The following is a 15,897-nucleotide window of genomic DNA, read 5'->3' on the forward strand; positions in this document are numbered from 1 at the left end:
TTCGGATTTGCAGTGAATTAAAACGAAGATACACCGTAAATTTTATAACTGGGATTTACCCAATTGAGTATTGTCCACCTCCAGTTTGTGGAGTTAGATTTAGTACAAATTTCGACTAAAACTTTGATTAGTTCTATGAATGATAATTTTTACCAATGAAAATCAGAACTATCACAACAGGTATATCATTTCAATCTTTACAAGATCGGGAAAAAATTAAGCAAGCTGCTGAGTTTAATCAGCAAGCGCAGATTGTCTTTGAAAAACAAGGATATGAAGTACAAACAACTAGAATAGCTACTAATAGCTGGGAAGAATATTTGCAAGATTTGTCAAAAATTGAAATCATCAATGAGATTCAAATTATAGAACAACTTTGCCAAAGTTTGAATATCAGCTTTTTCAATATTGGTTATGCCAGTAAACCCGAAAATATCAGTATAATTCCAGATATAAATAAAAATACATCGATTATTTATTGCTCAAGCAAAATTGGCAACAGGGAAACTGGTATAAACTTTGAAAATGCCAGAGAATCTGCCAAAGCTATTAAACGTGTTTCTCAAGAAACTGAAAATGGTTATGGAAACTTTCGGTTTTGTGTATGGGCAAACTGTCAGCCAGGTATCCCATTCTTTCCTACAGCTTACCATAGAGGCGATACATCTTTTGCGATAGGTTTAGAATTAGGCGACTTGGTAATGCAAGCATTTTCACAAGAGAAAAATATTATCACAGCAGAGGAAAATCTCCAATCACTTTTAGAATTAGAATTAAATAAAGTCGCCGTTATTGCTGAAAAAATATCTGATAAATTTGGGATTGCATATACAGGAATTGATACCTCTCTAACTCCATCTTTAAATAAGAAAAACAGTATTGCTTTTGCTTATGAACAATTGATGAGTGGCAAGTTTGGGGCTTCGGGAACTCTCACCATTTCTGGTATGCTGACTCGTGTGTTGAAAAATGTCTCAGTAAAAATCTGTGGTTACTCTGGACTGATGCTTCCAGTTTGTGAAGATGTGGGACTAGCTACCAGAGCTAACGAGCAAACTTATGATATTACAAATTTATTATTATATTCAGCAGTTTGTGGCTGTGGACTAGATACAGTTCCGATTCCAGGTGATATAACCATAGAAAAAATTGCAGATTTATTAATTGATATGGCAACTTTGGCTATCAAGTTAGATAAACCACTCTCAGCCCGATTATTTCCCATTCCAAATAAAAAAGCTGGGGAAATGACTACATTCAATTCCCCATATCTCGTAGATTGTAAAATATTTACAGTTAACTAAAATTATTCTGAAAGCAAACTAGGAGAAGTCAGGACAAAAACATCCCTACTTCCTTGAGCATCAATCTGTGGTTTTATCGGAGTAGTAAAGTGAAAAAAATCATGGTCATTTACCAATAATAGTTCTCCCGGATTTAGAACTTTGCTAAACACAGGTTTTTCTTTTTTGGCAGTATATAGATGTGTTTCTCCACCTTGAATATTATCTCTATCTACTGAAAATATACCAATAAAATCAGTACCATCTTGATGGATACCTTCAGGTGCTGGATTACCCAAATTATCTGACGAACAAATAGTTCTAATTTGATGAATTCCGATTTCCGCTTCAGGATGAAGTTTACAAGAATCACTAAATGCTAAGACAAGATTTCTAAAAATATCAAGTTCTATGAGTGCATCATCTAATTCTGCAAACTCTCTTTTTATGTCACCCACTAATGGATTATACTCTTTACTTTGAAAAAGGTAGCCATGAGGTAATTTGAGTAACTGATTTCCAGAAACTGTAAACCGAGATAATCTTCTAGAACGATAGTTGCCTTTGATGTAAGGATCGATAGGCATATTACTAAAAAATGGCTTGAAACCTTCTGGCTCGATTGAATTTACTTTTCTGAGAGTAAACAGAAAAGCATATTCTAATTCCGTTAGCGTCCACACTTTTTGCATAGGATTTACCTCCTTGCACGTTGAAAGTCTCCCGGATTGTTTATGGGAGGCTGATGACACTTAGTATATGCTACTTTTTATTACTATGTTGTCAATTTAACTACAAAAATTGACAATCTATGATATGTGAAGTTACTTGATTTCTGTCATGAAAAGATTTGCTGTTGAGAGTTAGGTGGGTAAGGAATCGACGTATATTTACTACCAGCAACAAGGTTTTATAATGATAGATTGGCTTTACCGTTACCCACCTTTGTATTCCGGCATTTTACTCAAGCGTTACAAGCGGTTTTTTGCTGACGTTCAACTTACTTCTGGCGAAATAGTGACAGCACATTGTCCCAACACAGGGCCAATGACTGGAGTATCAACTCTTCAAAGTGCTGTACAGCTTTCCAAAAGTGATAATCTTAACCGCAAATTGGCTTACACTTTAGAACTAATTCAGGTACACGATAATGAGCCGACTTGGGTAGGCATAAATACTTTTTTGCCTAATCGGGTGGTAAAGTTAGCTTTGGCGCAACATCTTTTCCCGGAATTGGGCGAGTATAGCCAAATCAAGGGTGAAGTGGTTTATGGGCTAGATAAAAAAAGTCGAGTGGATTTTTTCTTGACGGGGAGTGATGAGGAACGCCCGATTTATTTAGAAGTGAAAAATACAACTTTGTCTGAGGGGAGATTAGCTTTATTTCCTGACACAGAAACTACAAGAGGACAAAAGCACTTGCGAGAACTAATGGCGCTGCTACCTGTAACTCGTGCGGTGATGCTTTACTTTATCAATCGTGGTGATTGTACAGAGTTCTCACCTGGCGATCGCACAGATCCTGTCTATGGTAAATTATTACGGGATGCGATCGCTCTTGGTTTAGAAGTCTTACCTTGCCGTTTTGACATTTCCCCCGAAGGTATCCGTTATTTGGGTTTGGCAAAACTAAAAATTTGATTACACCTAATTAAACAATAAATCCATCTAGATATTGTCTAGATGGATTTGTTGGTAGTTGGTATTTACTGGAAAATATCCAACCAGATTGTAATTAAGATACGACTATAAGTAGTCGCAGTCTCAGAAATAGTTTTTACTATTCTGAAGTTTGATTATGCAGGAATCAAAACTGTGTCAATTACGTGGATGACACCGTTATCAGCAGCAACATCTGCTGTTGCAACTTTTGCATCATTGATTTTAACGCCATTAGAAGCGTCAATTTTTACATCTGAACCTTCAACTGTTTTAGCTGTCTTCAGTTTAGCTACATCAGCAGCCAGTACTTTTCCTGAGACAACATGATAGGTCAAGATTTTCTTCAGCTTGGGAATATCTTTCAGTAATGCATCTACTGTACCTGCTGGAAGCTTGTTAAATGCTTCATCAGTAGGTGCAAACACGGTGAATGGGCCATTACCATTCAGTGTACCTTCTAGACCAGCCGCTTGGATTGCTGCAATTAGTGTCTTGAAAGAACCATTATTAGTAGCAGTGTCAATTATGTTGGCCATGTGCTTTACCTAGTTCTGTGTAACTTGTTACAAATCTAAACTATTTTTCCATAAAAGCTATCTATCGTTAGACGTATGTCAAATAAAAAATTTTATTGATACTATAAAAGTTTATATATATTTTTATACAAACAGAGAATTATATGTATATACCGCAGGCATGGCTGCTTCTTCCTTTTTCTACACATTAATAGGTGCGATCGCAGTTCACTAGTACCAATGCAGTACTCAAACTACCAATAAAGTCAGCCAATTAGCTAAATAGAATAGTTTTCTTGGTAATAATAAGTTTTTAGATATTTATTCATTGTCTGATAGTTTTACAAAAAACCTATATAAAACAACCATTTCAGGGTATTTCTAAAATTTAGACGTGCTTAATCAGCTTTTTGTCAGGATTCGTTAACCAGAATTGTTGGTAATGAGTGGATTTAACTGATATTATTTCATCACTAAATACATTTCACTCGCTGTTTGTGTAATTTTACTTGGAAATAATAAACGGCTCATCACACTAATGCTTTTAGCAATTGCGATCGCCATTTATTTCCAGAAATTTGTCATGCGTAGAAATTACGCCAAAACCGTCTCTAACTCACATTTATCCATATCCTCTGCATTCTGTGTGGTTGATTTTTCTGTTGCCTGTCCGTAAGTCAGGTATGTCAAAAATGAGACTTTTCGGTAATATTTTCCCCAAACTATAACTTTCATGAACAGAAGAAGACTTATCGCTTGGATTGCTACGGCAGTTACCAGCATGACGTTGGTAATAGGCTTGCAGTTTGTCAATTTCTCGCCAGCACAATCTGCAACAACCCTTAATGTGTATGCGGCTGTCAGCTTAACAAACGCGCTCAATGCCATTAAAACTCAGTACCAAAATGCTAACCCGACTATCAATATTGTTTATACGTTTGGTGCTTCTGGTACTTTACTGAGCCAAATACAAGCGGGAGCGCCAGCAGATATTTTCATTTCAGCTGCGACCGACCAAATAGATGTCTTGCAGAATTCAAGCCCAAGTAAATTGGTTTCAGGTAGCCGTAAAAACATTGCCAGAAACAGTCTAGTTTTGATTACACCTACGACACCTCCGATTAGTGCTGGTAGTGCTAGTCTCACTAGCATCAATGGTTTGACCAACGCCAATATTACTGGTATTGCGATAGGTGACTACACAGGTACTCCTCCAGTTGTACCAGCAGGAAATTATGCCAAACAAGTTCTCACTACCCGAGGTATTTTCAATACTGTTAGTTCTAAATTATCCCTTGCTCCCAATGTACGTGCCGTTTTAACTGCTGTTGAAAATAAAACTATCGTAGTTGGAGGTGTAAATAAAACTATTGACGCAGGTTTTGTTTACACAACTGATGCTTTCATTTCTAACAAAGTAAAAGTCGTAGAAACTGCCAAACCGTCAGAGAGCGATCCAATTGTCTATCCATTGGGTATACTCACCAGAACTACAGTTCTATCAACGGCACAGAGTTTTTCTACCTACTTAAGTGGTACTACTGCCCAGGGTATTCTTCGATCTAACCAATTTAAGGCACCTTGATCGCCAGAAAGTAAATCAATCAAGTACTCGCTGTCGTTAATTTTGAACTATTTGGAGTAATGTTTCGTGAAGTTTACTAAAAAACTTTCAATTATTGTTTGTGGTTTAACCACTGCCTTCCTTCATACTGCTGTAATTACCAATACTTATAAATCAGCAGCACAAGCAGATGGAGCAAATCTGATTTATAACGGGGACTTTGAAATGGATCCTCTCGTAGATCCTAATGATGCTACCATTTCAAATCCTAATATTACAGGATGGGTTAAGTCTGGCGATCCGATAGATACAGCAATTATTAGAATTAGCAATTTTCCTTACACTGGGAACCAAGGGATATCGCTTGGTAACGTTTCAGACATTAGCTATCTATCACAGACTATCCCTACAGTTGATGGTCAATACTACCAACTGACTTACTATTTAGCATCAACAGAGGAGGCACCCGATCTGAATAATAAATTTCAGGTTTTTATAGGTGCAAAGAAGGTTGATGTTAAAAAGGATATTGCTTTTCAAGGATACACGCAATACTCATTAGTTTTTAAAGCGAAAACAACATCCACAGAGATAAAGTTTGGTTCCAAAGCCAAGTTTGCGTTTTTATATTTGGATAATGTGAGTGTTAAAGCTATACCTTAATATGAAGGGGGAAATTGAGTTTAATAAAACTAACTCTTCTAAACTAGGATGAAGCATTTAGCTTTCTTGACACTACTGAGAGTCAGCATGGATGTAACTATAGCGGTTCTCATTTGCATGAAGTACATTTTTAAACCTCACCCCCAACCCCTCTCCAAAGCATCACACAGGGGAGTGTTTGCGTGCCTCAAGTACGGGGTAAGGTTCAGACTGTATTGCACTGAAGTGATAACTGCTATATCAACTTGTCTTAATTGTCGAAAATTTAAATTATTAGGAGTCAAGTTTCGTGAAGTTAACTAAAAAACTCTCAATTATTGTTTTAAGTGTTACTACTACCTTAATTAGCACTGCTGTGATTACCAATACTTATAATGTAGCAGCAGAAGCGGCAGAACTCGTTAAAAACGGAAGCTTTGAATTCGACCCCCTCGTAGATCCTAACGATCCCAACGTTACAAATCCTAATGTTACAGACTGGATTAAATCTGGCGATCCTATCGATACATCATTAACTAAAATTAGCAATTTTCCTCAACATGATAGTGGTAATCAGGGCTTATCACTTGGTGGATTTGTAAACCTCAGCTACATATCACAGACGCTTTCTACACAACCTGGTCAAAAATACGAACTTAGTTACTATTTAGCATCTGTAGATGAGGCCCCTTGGCTTGATAATCAATTTCAGACATTTGTAGGTGAAAATAAAATTTTTGATCAAAAAAACATTTCTTTTCAACCATACACGCAATATAAGTTCAATTTCACAGCAGACGCATTATCCACAGAGTTAAAATTTGGGAATGTGGATAAATATGCATTTCTCTACTTAGATGGTGTGAGTGTAAAAGCTGTGCCTGAACCATCAGCTATTGGAGGAGTAGCAGTTGCAGGATTACTAGGAATTTGGCTGAAGAAAAAGAAGGCGATTAGCTAGTGCATTAGGGCAAAAAAAGCGGCCAGCCTTGTTTTCTATATCTATTTACCTTGGGGAGATACGAGACACGAACAATATAGGAGAGACTTTTTCTGATGTTAGCGCTTGCGTCTTTGAAGGAGAAGGCTGGTCAATTTTTTCAGAGGTTATACACTACAAATAATAGTTATTTTTTGCCCCTATTGGAAAAGGTAAAAATTCAGTACCTAGAAGTAAAAATATAAAATTAATTTAGGATAATTGTTAGATTGAATAAGGATTTTTATTGGTGCAAGTGACCTGAGAAAACTACGAATTTATATTTAAATTGTCATGTCAGGCTTTTTTACCAAATTATTTGGTATATACCTACTTTAATGGTATGATCTCATCATTCTATCCCTTTTACTCTCTGTTTAAGTAAACTTACTGGAAAATTATCAATTTCCATTGTCGGAAACGCTTTGGGTAATTCCGGCTTGGTTTTTTGTTTCCAGGTATCGATATATGCGAGTGATGGGATTTCATCTTAAACTATAACTTTCATGAACAGAAGAAGACTTATCGCTTGGATTGCTACGGCAGTCACCAGCATGATGCTGGTAATAGGCTCCCAGTTTGTCAATTTATCGCCAGCAAACTCCACAACTACACTTAACGTGTTTGCGGCTTCTAGCTTAACAAACGCGATGAATGACATTAAGACTCAGTACCAAAGTGCTAACCCAAGTGTCAACGTTGTTTATACGTTTGGTGCTTCTGGTACCTTACTTAGCCAAATACAAGCAGGAGCAGCAGCAGATATTTTCATTTCTGCTGCCACCGACCAAATAGATGTCTTGCAGAATGCAACCCCAAGTAAATTGGTTGCAGGTAGCCGTAAAAATGTTGTCAAAAACCGTCTAGTTTTGATTGCTCCTACAACACCTCCTGTTAGTGCTGGTAGTGCTGCTCTCACTAGCTTCAATGGTTTGACTAACGCCAACATTACTGGTATTGCCATAGGTGATTACACAGGTACTCCGCCAGTTGTGCCAGCCGGAAATTATGCCAAACAAGTTCTTACTAGCCGAGGTATTTTCACTACTGTTAGTCCTAAAACATACCTCGCTAGCAATGTGCGTAATGTCTTAACTGCTGTTGAAAATAAAACTCTTGTAGTTGGAGGCGTAAGTAAAACTATTGATGCAGGTGCCGTTTACAAAACTGATGCTGCAATTTCTACCAAGGTAAGAGTTGTAGAAACTGCCCTAACAACAGAGAGCGATCCGATTGTCTATCCACTGGGCATACTCGCCAACACTACAGTTTTATCGACAGCACAGAGTTTTTCTACCTACTTAAGTGGTACTACTGCCCAGAATATCTTCAAAAATACTTACGGGTTTATCTTGCCTTAATCACCACAAAGTAAATCGATCGAGTACTCGCTGTCGTTAATTTTGAACTATTTGGAGTTATGTCTTGTGAAGTTCACTAAAAAACTCTCAATTATTTGTTGTAGTTTGACTACTGCTCTCCTTAATACTGCTGTGATTACCAATACTTATAAGTCAGTAGCACAAGCAGATGGATCAGAACTGATTACCAACGGGGGATTTGAAAACGATTCTCTTGTAGATCCGAATAATCCCAATGCTACAAATCCTAATATTACAGGATGGATTAAAAATGGCGATCCGATAGATACATCAGGTACTAGGATTGACAATTTTGCTAACACTGGGACTCAAGGTTTATCGCTTGGTGGATTTTCAGACTTGAGCTACATATCACAAAATGTCCCTACAGTCGTTAATCAATACTACCGACTTACTTTCTATTTAGGATCAACAGAGGAAGCACCCGATCTTGATAATAAATTTCAGGCTTTTATACGTGAAAAGCCGGTTTGTACGAAAAATAATACTTCTCACCAACCCTACACACAATACACGTTTTATTTTCAAGCCAAAGAAACATCCACCGAGATCAGGTTTGCTTCCAAAGTCAAGTATGCATTTTTATATTTGGATGATGTGAGTTTCAAATCTATAGATCAACTAGGGCAAAACTCTGTATGTGAGTGACAATCCTGGGAGTAAATAAGCCACAGAGCACGAGCTAACAATCACCCTCTTAAAATCCCAAGCGATATCTGGCTCTAGAGTGTTGAGAATTCCACTTAAATTCATCTGATTAAAAACTCCATCATCGGTTTATGGAGAGATTATCTATGGTAAATAGCTAACTCTTATCAACCTAGATAAAGTGTTTATTTTCTTGACACCAATTAGAGCCAGCAAAAATGTAACTATCACCTTGTTTGAATTGTCGGAATTTGGAATTATTTGGAGTCAACTTTCATGAAATTAACTAAAAAACTTTCAATTATTGTTTTTAGTTTTACTACTACCTTCGCTAGTACTGCTATGATTACTGGTACTTATATTCCAGTAGCACAAGCACAACAATATAATCCCAACTATGTTGTAGATCCTCAAGACCGGGTTTTTAACGGAGGATTTGAAGTCGATCCCCTCGTAGATCCTAATAATCCCAACACTACAAATCCCAATATTACAGGATGGAATAAATCTGGCGATCCGTTTGATACATCAGGAATTAAAATTAGCAATTTTCCCCAAAGTGGTAATCAAGGTTTAGCGATTGGTTCATTTGTAAATCCTGCTTACATATCCCAGAATCTGGCTACGACTATCGGTAGTAACTATAATCTCAGTTTCTCTTTAGGAACAGATGAAGATAGCAGTCAAGTTGATAATATATTTCAGGCATTTATCGATGAAAGTAAAGTTTTTGAGAAAACAAATAGTATAAATACTGCTGGAAATCCCTTCACACAATATGACTTGAGTTTTGTGGCGACAAAATCATCTACAGAATTGAAATTGGGTGGTAGAGCTAGCTATGGTTTTTTATACTTGGATAGTGTGAGTGTAACACCTGTGCCTGAACCATCAGCTATTGGAGGAATAGCAGTTACTGCTGGATTATTGGGAATATGCCTGAAGAGAAAGAAAGCAATTAGCTAAAAAGAATAGCTCTTTTTTGTCACTTTCAGAAAACAATAGAGCGTAGACGCATAGCGACTTGTCTTTAGACATCGCTACACAATCTTAATGGAAAAGATGCGATCGCTCTATTGTTTCTATAGTTCACTCAAATTTGATAGTCCAATGCAACTAAAACTCTGCCACAATGCTGATTTGCGGGTACAGCTTCCGGCATCTTTTTTGGTTGTGGTAAGTTGAGGTTTTTCATGAGTTCGATGAACTGGTTGCGGCTGCATCCGGCAAACCGGGGATTCCAGGATTTTTCCTCGCCAATGGTGGATACTGTCTGTCCTTTTACCCGCCGGTACATTCAACAAGTGACAATCTACTGGTGTCCCATAAGCAACTCCTCTACCAACTTCAGAATTACGTTCAATCAACTTGATGGACAATGGTATGGTTGCGTTGCGTAAAAGATTTGCTGCAACCAGAGAACCACTAAAGCCACCACCAGTAATGGCGATCGCAACTGGAGAAACGGTTAGGTTAAGAATATTATTGTTCATAGGATGTGTGAGTTGCACCGATAACTTTACCTCTGCAATTGTCAATATTTTCTGACATTACTAGCATTCAACTTTCAGATAATGTTTGGCTTAACGTTATAAAAGCAATATAGAGTAGTCACAAATACAGTAGCTCTAAATCAGTTATGAGAAAATAATCAGGTTGTGAATGTCACTAAGTATTGGGTGCAAAATGTGGAGACGTTTGCTAACTGAATTGAACGAAGCCTATCGAAAACTTCGTGAAATCAAAAGCGCATTTACACACAAACTTATAAGGGAATTAAAATGACTTACGATTCAGAAGATGTGCAAAAAATCCTTGAAATAGCACTCACTCGCAAACAAAAAGGAGAATTTTCACGAGAACAGCTTCTAGAAATGGCATCGGAGTTAGGTATTTCTTCTGATATTTTAGAAAAAACCGAAAAAAAGTGGTTAGTTCAACAAGAAGAGGAACGGTTGCGACACACATTTAATACTTTCCGACGCAGAGCCTTTTGGGGGCATTTTGTTTCCTTTTCAGCAGTGAATTTATTCCTCATTCTCTTGAATTTCATCACTAGTCCTAGTTATTTTTGGGCTATTTTCCCAGTATTAGGATGGGGGTTAGGACTATTTTTTCATTGGTGGGGTGTTTATCAGAGTAAATCAGAGGATTACGAAATAGCCTTTCAAAAATGGCGTTCACAGATTTAACAAAAAGTCAAGTCAGATTCAAATAATTTTTGGGGGCGATCGCTTCACGAGTCACTGTAGCGGAAGTTAAGCTACCCTTCATAAGCTGTTCAAGTAGGGGCAATTCATGAATTGCCCTAAGAAAAAATCTTTCTTTCCGGCTATTGTTTGCGTAATACCAATTCTCTATGAAGATGCGCTAAACCATAAGTACAAGAAAGAAAAACGAACCGAAATCGCGCAGCGTCTCGTCAGAGAAGAATACAAAGAAAGAAGTTAAAAGGGTTTAGCGTACCCTCACAAAGAAATGGTATAAGTTCTGTAGTTAATAGAGAACTATTTGCATAACTTATGTGGGGTTGGGGCTGTTGCCAACCTTTTTGCCTAGAAATTCCAAGATATTCAGCCAGCCCTGTTGTCCAAATTTGCGTGTCCTTCTGGATAAAATTTTCCCTTAAATCTGGGGCATCCTGAAACTTGAGTAGTTCTACAATCACACCCTGTAATCTCTGTGTTTGCCAATTTGCCAAAATAGAGATGTAGGCTAGAAGAACTAGGCTTTTAACATAGCTTGATTGCCTACACTCAGGAGCAAGAGTCGGCTGGTTTGAAACAATTAAGAGGAAGGGAATATGGACAACAGCAACTGGTTGCAACAGCTAATGATGGTGGGTCTTGGTACAACGTCTTTAGTAGCAGAAAAACTGCGCCAAGTCGGCGATGACTTAGTTAAAGACGGTAAGCTCAATCCTGAGCAAGCCAAAGCAGTTATAGACGATCTTGCCCAGCAGTTAAAGTCGGAGCAAGGAAACTTCGATGTCCAAATGCAACGACAAATGCGAAATATGATGCAAGATTTGGGGGTAGCTCGCCAGTCGGAAGTGGACGAACTGCGGGGTAGAATTGACCGTTTAGAGCGTCAATTGCGCGATTTAGAAAATAAGCTTTGGCGTTAAGATGTCCTTTGTGATTTAAACTAATTGTGTCCTATTGGTAATCTTTTTGCCAGGATACTTAAGTAAGGAGAACTGATTTTGAAACCAATTTTCCTCAGCGTGGCGTTCATGCTGGTGTGTGTTGTGCTTTTGGTTGTAGGGCAAGTAGGCAGTAAACAGAATACCGCCATTGCGGCCGAGTTAACCCAAAGTCCGCCAACGGCCACAACTGTAACTGAAAACAATATCTTAATTGCGAGTAATACTATGTCTGATGCTAATGCCGTAACTACCCCCTCTGGATTAAAGTATGTTGAGTTAAAAGAGGGGACTGGGGCGACTCCTCAACCAGGACAAACGGTTGAAGTTCACTATGTCGGCACCTTAGAAGATGGTACTAAGTTTGATAGTTCACGCGATCGCGGCCAACCCTTCAGCTTTAAAATTGGCGTTGGACAAGTAATCAAAGGTTGGGACGAGGGAGTTAGCACAATTAAAGTAGGCGGCCTTCGTAAGTTAATCATCCCATCTGAGTTAGGCTATGGCGCTCGTGGTGCTGGTGGCGTGATTCCACCTAATGCAACTCTAATTTTTGAAGTGGAATTGCTGGGAGTTAAGTAGAAAATAGGGCATGGGCATTGGGTATTGGGAATTAAGTAAATAATCTAACTTTTAATCTTCTGCTCCCAATCCCTAGTCCCCAGTGCCCAGTCCCCAATTCAATAGCTAAATTTTTAAATTTTGAAACTTTGTAAACTGTGGATTAAATAAAAGTTTCGCAGTCCCTGTAGGCCCGTTGCGGTGTTTAGCTATAATTACTTCTGCAATGCCGCGATCGGGAGTATCTGGAGAGTAATATTCATCGCGGTACAACATTATTACTAAATCCGCGTCTTGTTCAATGGAATTGTGAACAATAATATTATTTGCAACAAAATTATGCAACCCAGGAACCGTAAGATCAAATACTTCTTCCTCGCCGCCATATTCAATTGAAAGTATCTCGTCCCAATAAACATCACTTTTGGCAAGAGTAACAAGTTTAGATGATTGAACAACATTACCAACTTTTAAACATCTTTCTCGACTTAAATTTAGTTTATAAAGGGTAGAGCCACAATGCGAAACTCCAATGGAGGCTTGTAATATCCGTGTGGTGAATCCAATAGCTTGCATTGCAGGTACAACCTCTATTTTCCAAACATCTTTCGGAATTACATCTCTATTAGGGTTGTGAATACTATTTTCAAGGTGTTGAAAAATATCTTGGAGTGAACGTAGCTTATATTCTCCGACTGCTCCAACATGAATAATAAATAACTGGAGATCGGGCTTACCAGTGATTATTACATGATATTGATTTCTGCCTTTCCCAACTTGAGAAACTATCCTGAGTGTTGCGTTAATGCCAAGTCTTAACAAAAGTGTCTGTATATCAAAAGCTAGTCTCTGACTACTCGTTGCATAATATGCAATAGGTCTTAAGTTTTTTCCTGCAACCAATTTTATACAGCCATCTGTACTCCAAAGGTGTCTTAAAAAGCAACCTATTGACTCTTGGGGTTGTGAGAACAATTCTTGAGGTACAAATTTTTCATAAGACCTTAAACCAAAAACACCGAGAGAGTCTAGCCATTTGGCTATTGGATTTCTCACACGATGAGTTAGATTCTGTGCTGCGGATAAGTAAACTTGATACCAGCTACGTTCAGGTGAAATTCTAGGAACAATTGAATCTCCAAAAACTTCTCTTGCCAAGAAAGTAACATTCTGAGCTAAATCTATCTCTCTGGTAGTGTACTGTATGGCATGACGTGGCAATGTACAACCGTCGCCAATTAAATGCCCTAATAATGCAACTTCGGCATAAGTCATGGTTTGTTTACCAGGACTGGGGAGATGTCTTGGTAAACATAGATGCTCTTTAGGAGTTAATTCATCAAGTCTTTTCCAGCCATTAATTGTTAAAAATTTGTGATTAACTGTAGCACGAATTTTTCGCCCCAATCGAGTTATTAAGGTAAACACAGGCTTAATACCTGTGGAAAAAGCATTGCTAAAAATTGCCTTTTCTAGCTGCATTGTAGCTTCGTTTAACGCCCAAACTGCAAAACCAGATTTACCTGCTAATTCCCTAATTGGTACTTGCAAGCCGTTATCCGCCAAAGTTACTAGGGTGTCACCTGTCAAACAACCCGATTCTCTCAAATCAGATAACATCGGACGCTTATTAGTGCGTGCTTCCACCCCTCGACTCAACTGAGATAGGGCAATAACTGGTACAGATAATTCCCGCGCTAAACCTTTGAGTTGACGCGTAATTTTTGATAATTCTTGTACGCGATTATCACCTGCTCCTTCCATCAATTGTAAGTAATCTATTACAATTAATCCTAATTCAGTTCCAACTTCTGCTTGTAGTCTTCTTGCCTGACTACGCATTTGTGTAACTGTAATATTCGGCGTGTCGTCAATATAAATTGGCATCTCAGAAAGGATACCAATAGCTCGGCTTAAAGGTTCCCACTGTGTTTGACTGAGGCGACCAGTTCGCAGATAACTACTTTCAATTTGCGCTTCGCTAGCTAATAGCCGTTGCGTCAGTTGCTCTTTTGACATTTCTAAACTGAAAAAAGCAACTGGTAATTTATAAGAAGCGGCGATGTTATGAGCTAGGTTAAGGCAAAATGCTGTTTTTCCCATTGATGGTCTGCCAGCGACAATAATCAAATCAGAGCGCTGAAAGCCGCTAGTCATGGCATCTAAATCGTAAAATCCGCAGGGAATACCAGGTAAAGCGATGCCTTGATTTCTATCTTCAATATCCTGGAAATTATTAATTAGAGTATCAGAAATATGAACTAAACCCGATTGGGGACGTTCTTGAGTTACACCGAATACTTTCTGTTCTGCTTGGTCTAAAACAGTTGATAACTCGGTTTCTGTCTCGTAACCAAGATGGACAATTTCATTGCCAGCTTTAATTAACTGCCGCCGCAGGTATTTTTCTGTCACTAACCCTGCTAAACCGTCGATGTTCACAGCTGACACTGTGCGATCTACCAGAGTTGCTAGCTTATTTCTGCCACCAATACGCGCCAGTAAATCGTGATCGGTCAGCCAACTTGTAACCGAGAGCATATCTGTGGGTTTACCTTGGGCGTGAAGCCTGACAGCTGCTTGATAAATCTCTTTGTGAGCGCTAATGTAAAAAGCTTCGGGAAGAAGGCGATCGCTAACTCGACTAATCGCTTCTGGATCTAGCAAAATACCCCCCAAAATCGCTTCTTCGGCCTCGATATTTTGTGGGGGGAGGCGATCGCTACCATCGCCTTTAAAATTCAGTTCTTCAGCCATAAACGATTTTAGTTTTGACGATTTTGCTAGAGACGCGATTAATCGCGTCTGTAGAGGAGTTAGGAATATTATTCACTCCCTCATCCCCCTCATCTTTGCGTCCCCCTTCTGAGTTAACTAGCGACGACTTGAATATCGACTTGTGCTACTACATCAGAATGCAGCTTGATTTCGGCTTGATAAGTACCAAGGTGGTTAATATCAGGGATGGTAATTCCACGCCGATCGACTTCTTGACTGGTGGCTGCCTTAATTGCATCTGCAACATCTTGGCTGGTGATAGTACCAAAAATTGCTTCGTTTTCACCAACTTGCTTGGCAATTGTCAAGCTACCAACTTTTTCCAGAGATTCTTTTTGCTCAAGAGCTTGTTGTCTGAGTTCTAATTGCCGTTGACGCTCTTGCTCGCGACGGCGTTCTACTTGCTTGAGAATACCAGGAGTGGCATTGGTTGCCAATTTCTGGGGAATCAGATAATTACGAGCGTAGCCAGGAGCTACTTCCACTAAGTCGCCAGATTTCCCCAGCTTGCTGATATCTTGATTTAAAACTAACTGTACGCGTTTCGCCATCGTTTTTCCTGTAAAATCTGATTAATTTGGGTAAGGCTTGATAGCTCACAATGTCACTGCTGTATTCCAAGCTTCTTTGCCTCCACCCTAAAGCTTACAGATCGTAGCGAAAGGAAGGGTGCGATCGCAACTATTCCCACTAAAAAGTTGAAGGAATGGGGAATGGGGAATTGGGAATGGGGAATGG

Annotated in this window: 18 protein-coding genes; 12 read left to right on the forward strand and 6 right to left on the reverse strand. The window is 38.7% G+C overall.

Annotated features, from left to right (window positions below; genetic code table 11):
* The first annotated feature begins 155 nt into the window (after positions 1–155).
* Positions 156–1,304, forward strand: a complete 1,149-nt coding sequence (locus tag CDG77_RS20605; protein ID WP_094331192.1) for a DUF711 family protein — start codon at positions 156–158, stop codon at positions 1,302–1,304.
* Between the two features lie 2 nt (positions 1,305–1,306).
* Here CDG77_RS20605 and CDG77_RS20610 read toward each other — a convergent pair whose 3' ends face one another.
* Positions 1,307–1,975 (reverse strand): 2OG-Fe dioxygenase family protein, encoded by a 669-nt coding sequence (locus CDG77_RS20610; RefSeq protein ID WP_094331193.1) that lies wholly within the window; start codon positions 1,973–1,975, stop codon positions 1,307–1,309.
* Between the two features lie 223 nt (positions 1,976–2,198).
* On the opposite strand from CDG77_RS20610, the gene sfsA reads away from it, so the two are divergent.
* Positions 2,199–2,924, forward strand: a complete 726-nt coding sequence (gene sfsA, locus CDG77_RS20615; protein ID WP_094331194.1) for a DNA/RNA nuclease SfsA — start codon at positions 2,199–2,201, stop codon at positions 2,922–2,924.
* Between the two features lie 155 nt (positions 2,925–3,079).
* Here the strand turns inward: sfsA and CDG77_RS20620 are convergent, their stop codons facing one another.
* Positions 3,080–3,481 carry a fasciclin domain-containing protein gene (locus CDG77_RS20620; protein WP_094331195.1) on the reverse strand — a complete coding sequence of 134 codons (402 nt, stop codon included), beginning with the start codon at positions 3,479–3,481 and terminating at the stop codon, positions 3,080–3,082.
* A 517-nt stretch (positions 3,482–3,998) separates the two neighbouring features.
* Between CDG77_RS20620 and CDG77_RS37745 the strand changes: the two genes are divergently transcribed.
* The 7 genes from CDG77_RS37745 (at position 3,999) to CDG77_RS20650 (ending at position 9,641) form a co-directional block, all read left to right on the forward strand.
* Complete coding sequence (locus tag CDG77_RS37745) at positions 3,999–4,136, forward strand: hypothetical protein (protein WP_223269894.1); 138 nt, start codon at positions 3,999–4,001, stop codon at positions 4,134–4,136.
* Between the two features lie 57 nt (positions 4,137–4,193).
* Complete coding sequence (modA, locus tag CDG77_RS20625; protein WP_181154358.1) at positions 4,194–5,045, forward strand: molybdate ABC transporter substrate-binding protein; 852 nt, start codon at positions 4,194–4,196, stop codon at positions 5,043–5,045.
* A gap of 66 nt (positions 5,046–5,111) precedes the next feature.
* Positions 5,112–5,687, forward strand: a complete 576-nt coding sequence (locus tag CDG77_RS20630) for a DUF642 domain-containing protein (RefSeq protein ID WP_094331197.1) — start codon at positions 5,112–5,114, stop codon at positions 5,685–5,687.
* A gap of 289 nt (positions 5,688–5,976) precedes the next feature.
* The gene (locus CDG77_RS20635) at positions 5,977–6,627 is read left to right on the forward strand and encodes a DUF642 domain-containing protein (protein WP_094331198.1); all 651 of its coding nucleotides are present in this window, start codon (positions 5,977–5,979) and stop codon (positions 6,625–6,627) included.
* Between the two features lie 524 nt (positions 6,628–7,151).
* On the forward strand, positions 7,152–8,006 hold the full coding sequence (gene modA, locus CDG77_RS20640; RefSeq protein ID WP_094331199.1) for a molybdate ABC transporter substrate-binding protein: 855 nt from the start codon (positions 7,152–7,154) through the stop codon (positions 8,004–8,006).
* Between the two features lie 66 nt (positions 8,007–8,072).
* Positions 8,073–8,675 (forward strand): DUF642 domain-containing protein, encoded by a 603-nt coding sequence (locus CDG77_RS20645; protein ID WP_181154359.1) that lies wholly within the window; start codon positions 8,073–8,075, stop codon positions 8,673–8,675.
* 276 nt (positions 8,676–8,951) lie between these two features.
* Positions 8,952–9,641, forward strand: coding sequence for a DUF642 domain-containing protein (locus tag CDG77_RS20650; protein ID WP_094331201.1), 690 nt, complete (start codon positions 8,952–8,954; stop codon positions 9,639–9,641).
* Between the two features lie 116 nt (positions 9,642–9,757).
* Here the strand turns inward: CDG77_RS20650 and CDG77_RS38870 are convergent, their stop codons facing one another.
* A complete protein-coding gene (locus CDG77_RS38870; RefSeq protein WP_308737840.1) occupies positions 9,758–10,168 on the reverse strand; it encodes an FAD/NAD(P)-binding protein in 411 nt (136 codons plus the stop codon).
* Positions 10,169–10,456: 288 nt separating this feature from the next.
* On the opposite strand from CDG77_RS38870, the gene CDG77_RS20665 reads away from it, so the two are divergent.
* Positions 10,457–10,867 carry a 2TM domain-containing protein gene (locus tag CDG77_RS20665; protein ID WP_094331202.1) on the forward strand — a complete coding sequence of 137 codons (411 nt, stop codon included), beginning with the start codon at positions 10,457–10,459 and terminating at the stop codon, positions 10,865–10,867.
* A 230-nt stretch (positions 10,868–11,097) separates the two neighbouring features.
* On the opposite strand, the gene CDG77_RS20670 is transcribed toward CDG77_RS20665, so the two are convergent.
* Positions 11,098–11,376, reverse strand: coding sequence for a hypothetical protein (locus CDG77_RS20670; RefSeq protein WP_143857061.1), 279 nt, complete (start codon positions 11,374–11,376; stop codon positions 11,098–11,100).
* A 102-nt stretch (positions 11,377–11,478) separates the two neighbouring features.
* Here CDG77_RS20670 and CDG77_RS20675 point away from each other — a divergent pair, with 102 nt between their 5' ends.
* Positions 11,479–11,802 (forward strand): phasin family protein, encoded by a 324-nt coding sequence (locus tag CDG77_RS20675; protein ID WP_094331204.1) that lies wholly within the window; start codon positions 11,479–11,481, stop codon positions 11,800–11,802.
* Positions 11,803–11,880: 78 nt separating this feature from the next.
* Positions 11,881–12,402 (forward strand): FKBP-type peptidyl-prolyl cis-trans isomerase, encoded by a 522-nt coding sequence (locus CDG77_RS20680; protein WP_094331205.1) that lies wholly within the window; start codon positions 11,881–11,883, stop codon positions 12,400–12,402.
* A gap of 105 nt (positions 12,403–12,507) precedes the next feature.
* Here the strand turns inward: CDG77_RS20680 and CDG77_RS20685 are convergent, their stop codons facing one another.
* Together CDG77_RS20685 and rplI are read right to left on the reverse strand one after the other, a co-directional pair.
* A complete protein-coding gene (locus CDG77_RS20685; protein WP_094331206.1) occupies positions 12,508–15,138 on the reverse strand; it encodes a replicative DNA helicase in 2,631 nt (876 codons plus the stop codon).
* Between the two features lie 113 nt (positions 15,139–15,251).
* Complete coding sequence (gene rplI / locus CDG77_RS20690; RefSeq protein ID WP_094331207.1) at positions 15,252–15,710, reverse strand: 50S ribosomal protein L9; 459 nt, start codon at positions 15,708–15,710, stop codon at positions 15,252–15,254.
* Between the last annotated feature and the right edge of the window lie 187 nt (positions 15,711–15,897).

This window comes from Nostoc sp. 'Peltigera membranacea cyanobiont' 213 (assembly GCF_002245975.1).
Classification (GTDB): domain Bacteria; phylum Cyanobacteriota; class Cyanobacteriia; order Cyanobacteriales; family Nostocaceae; genus Nostoc.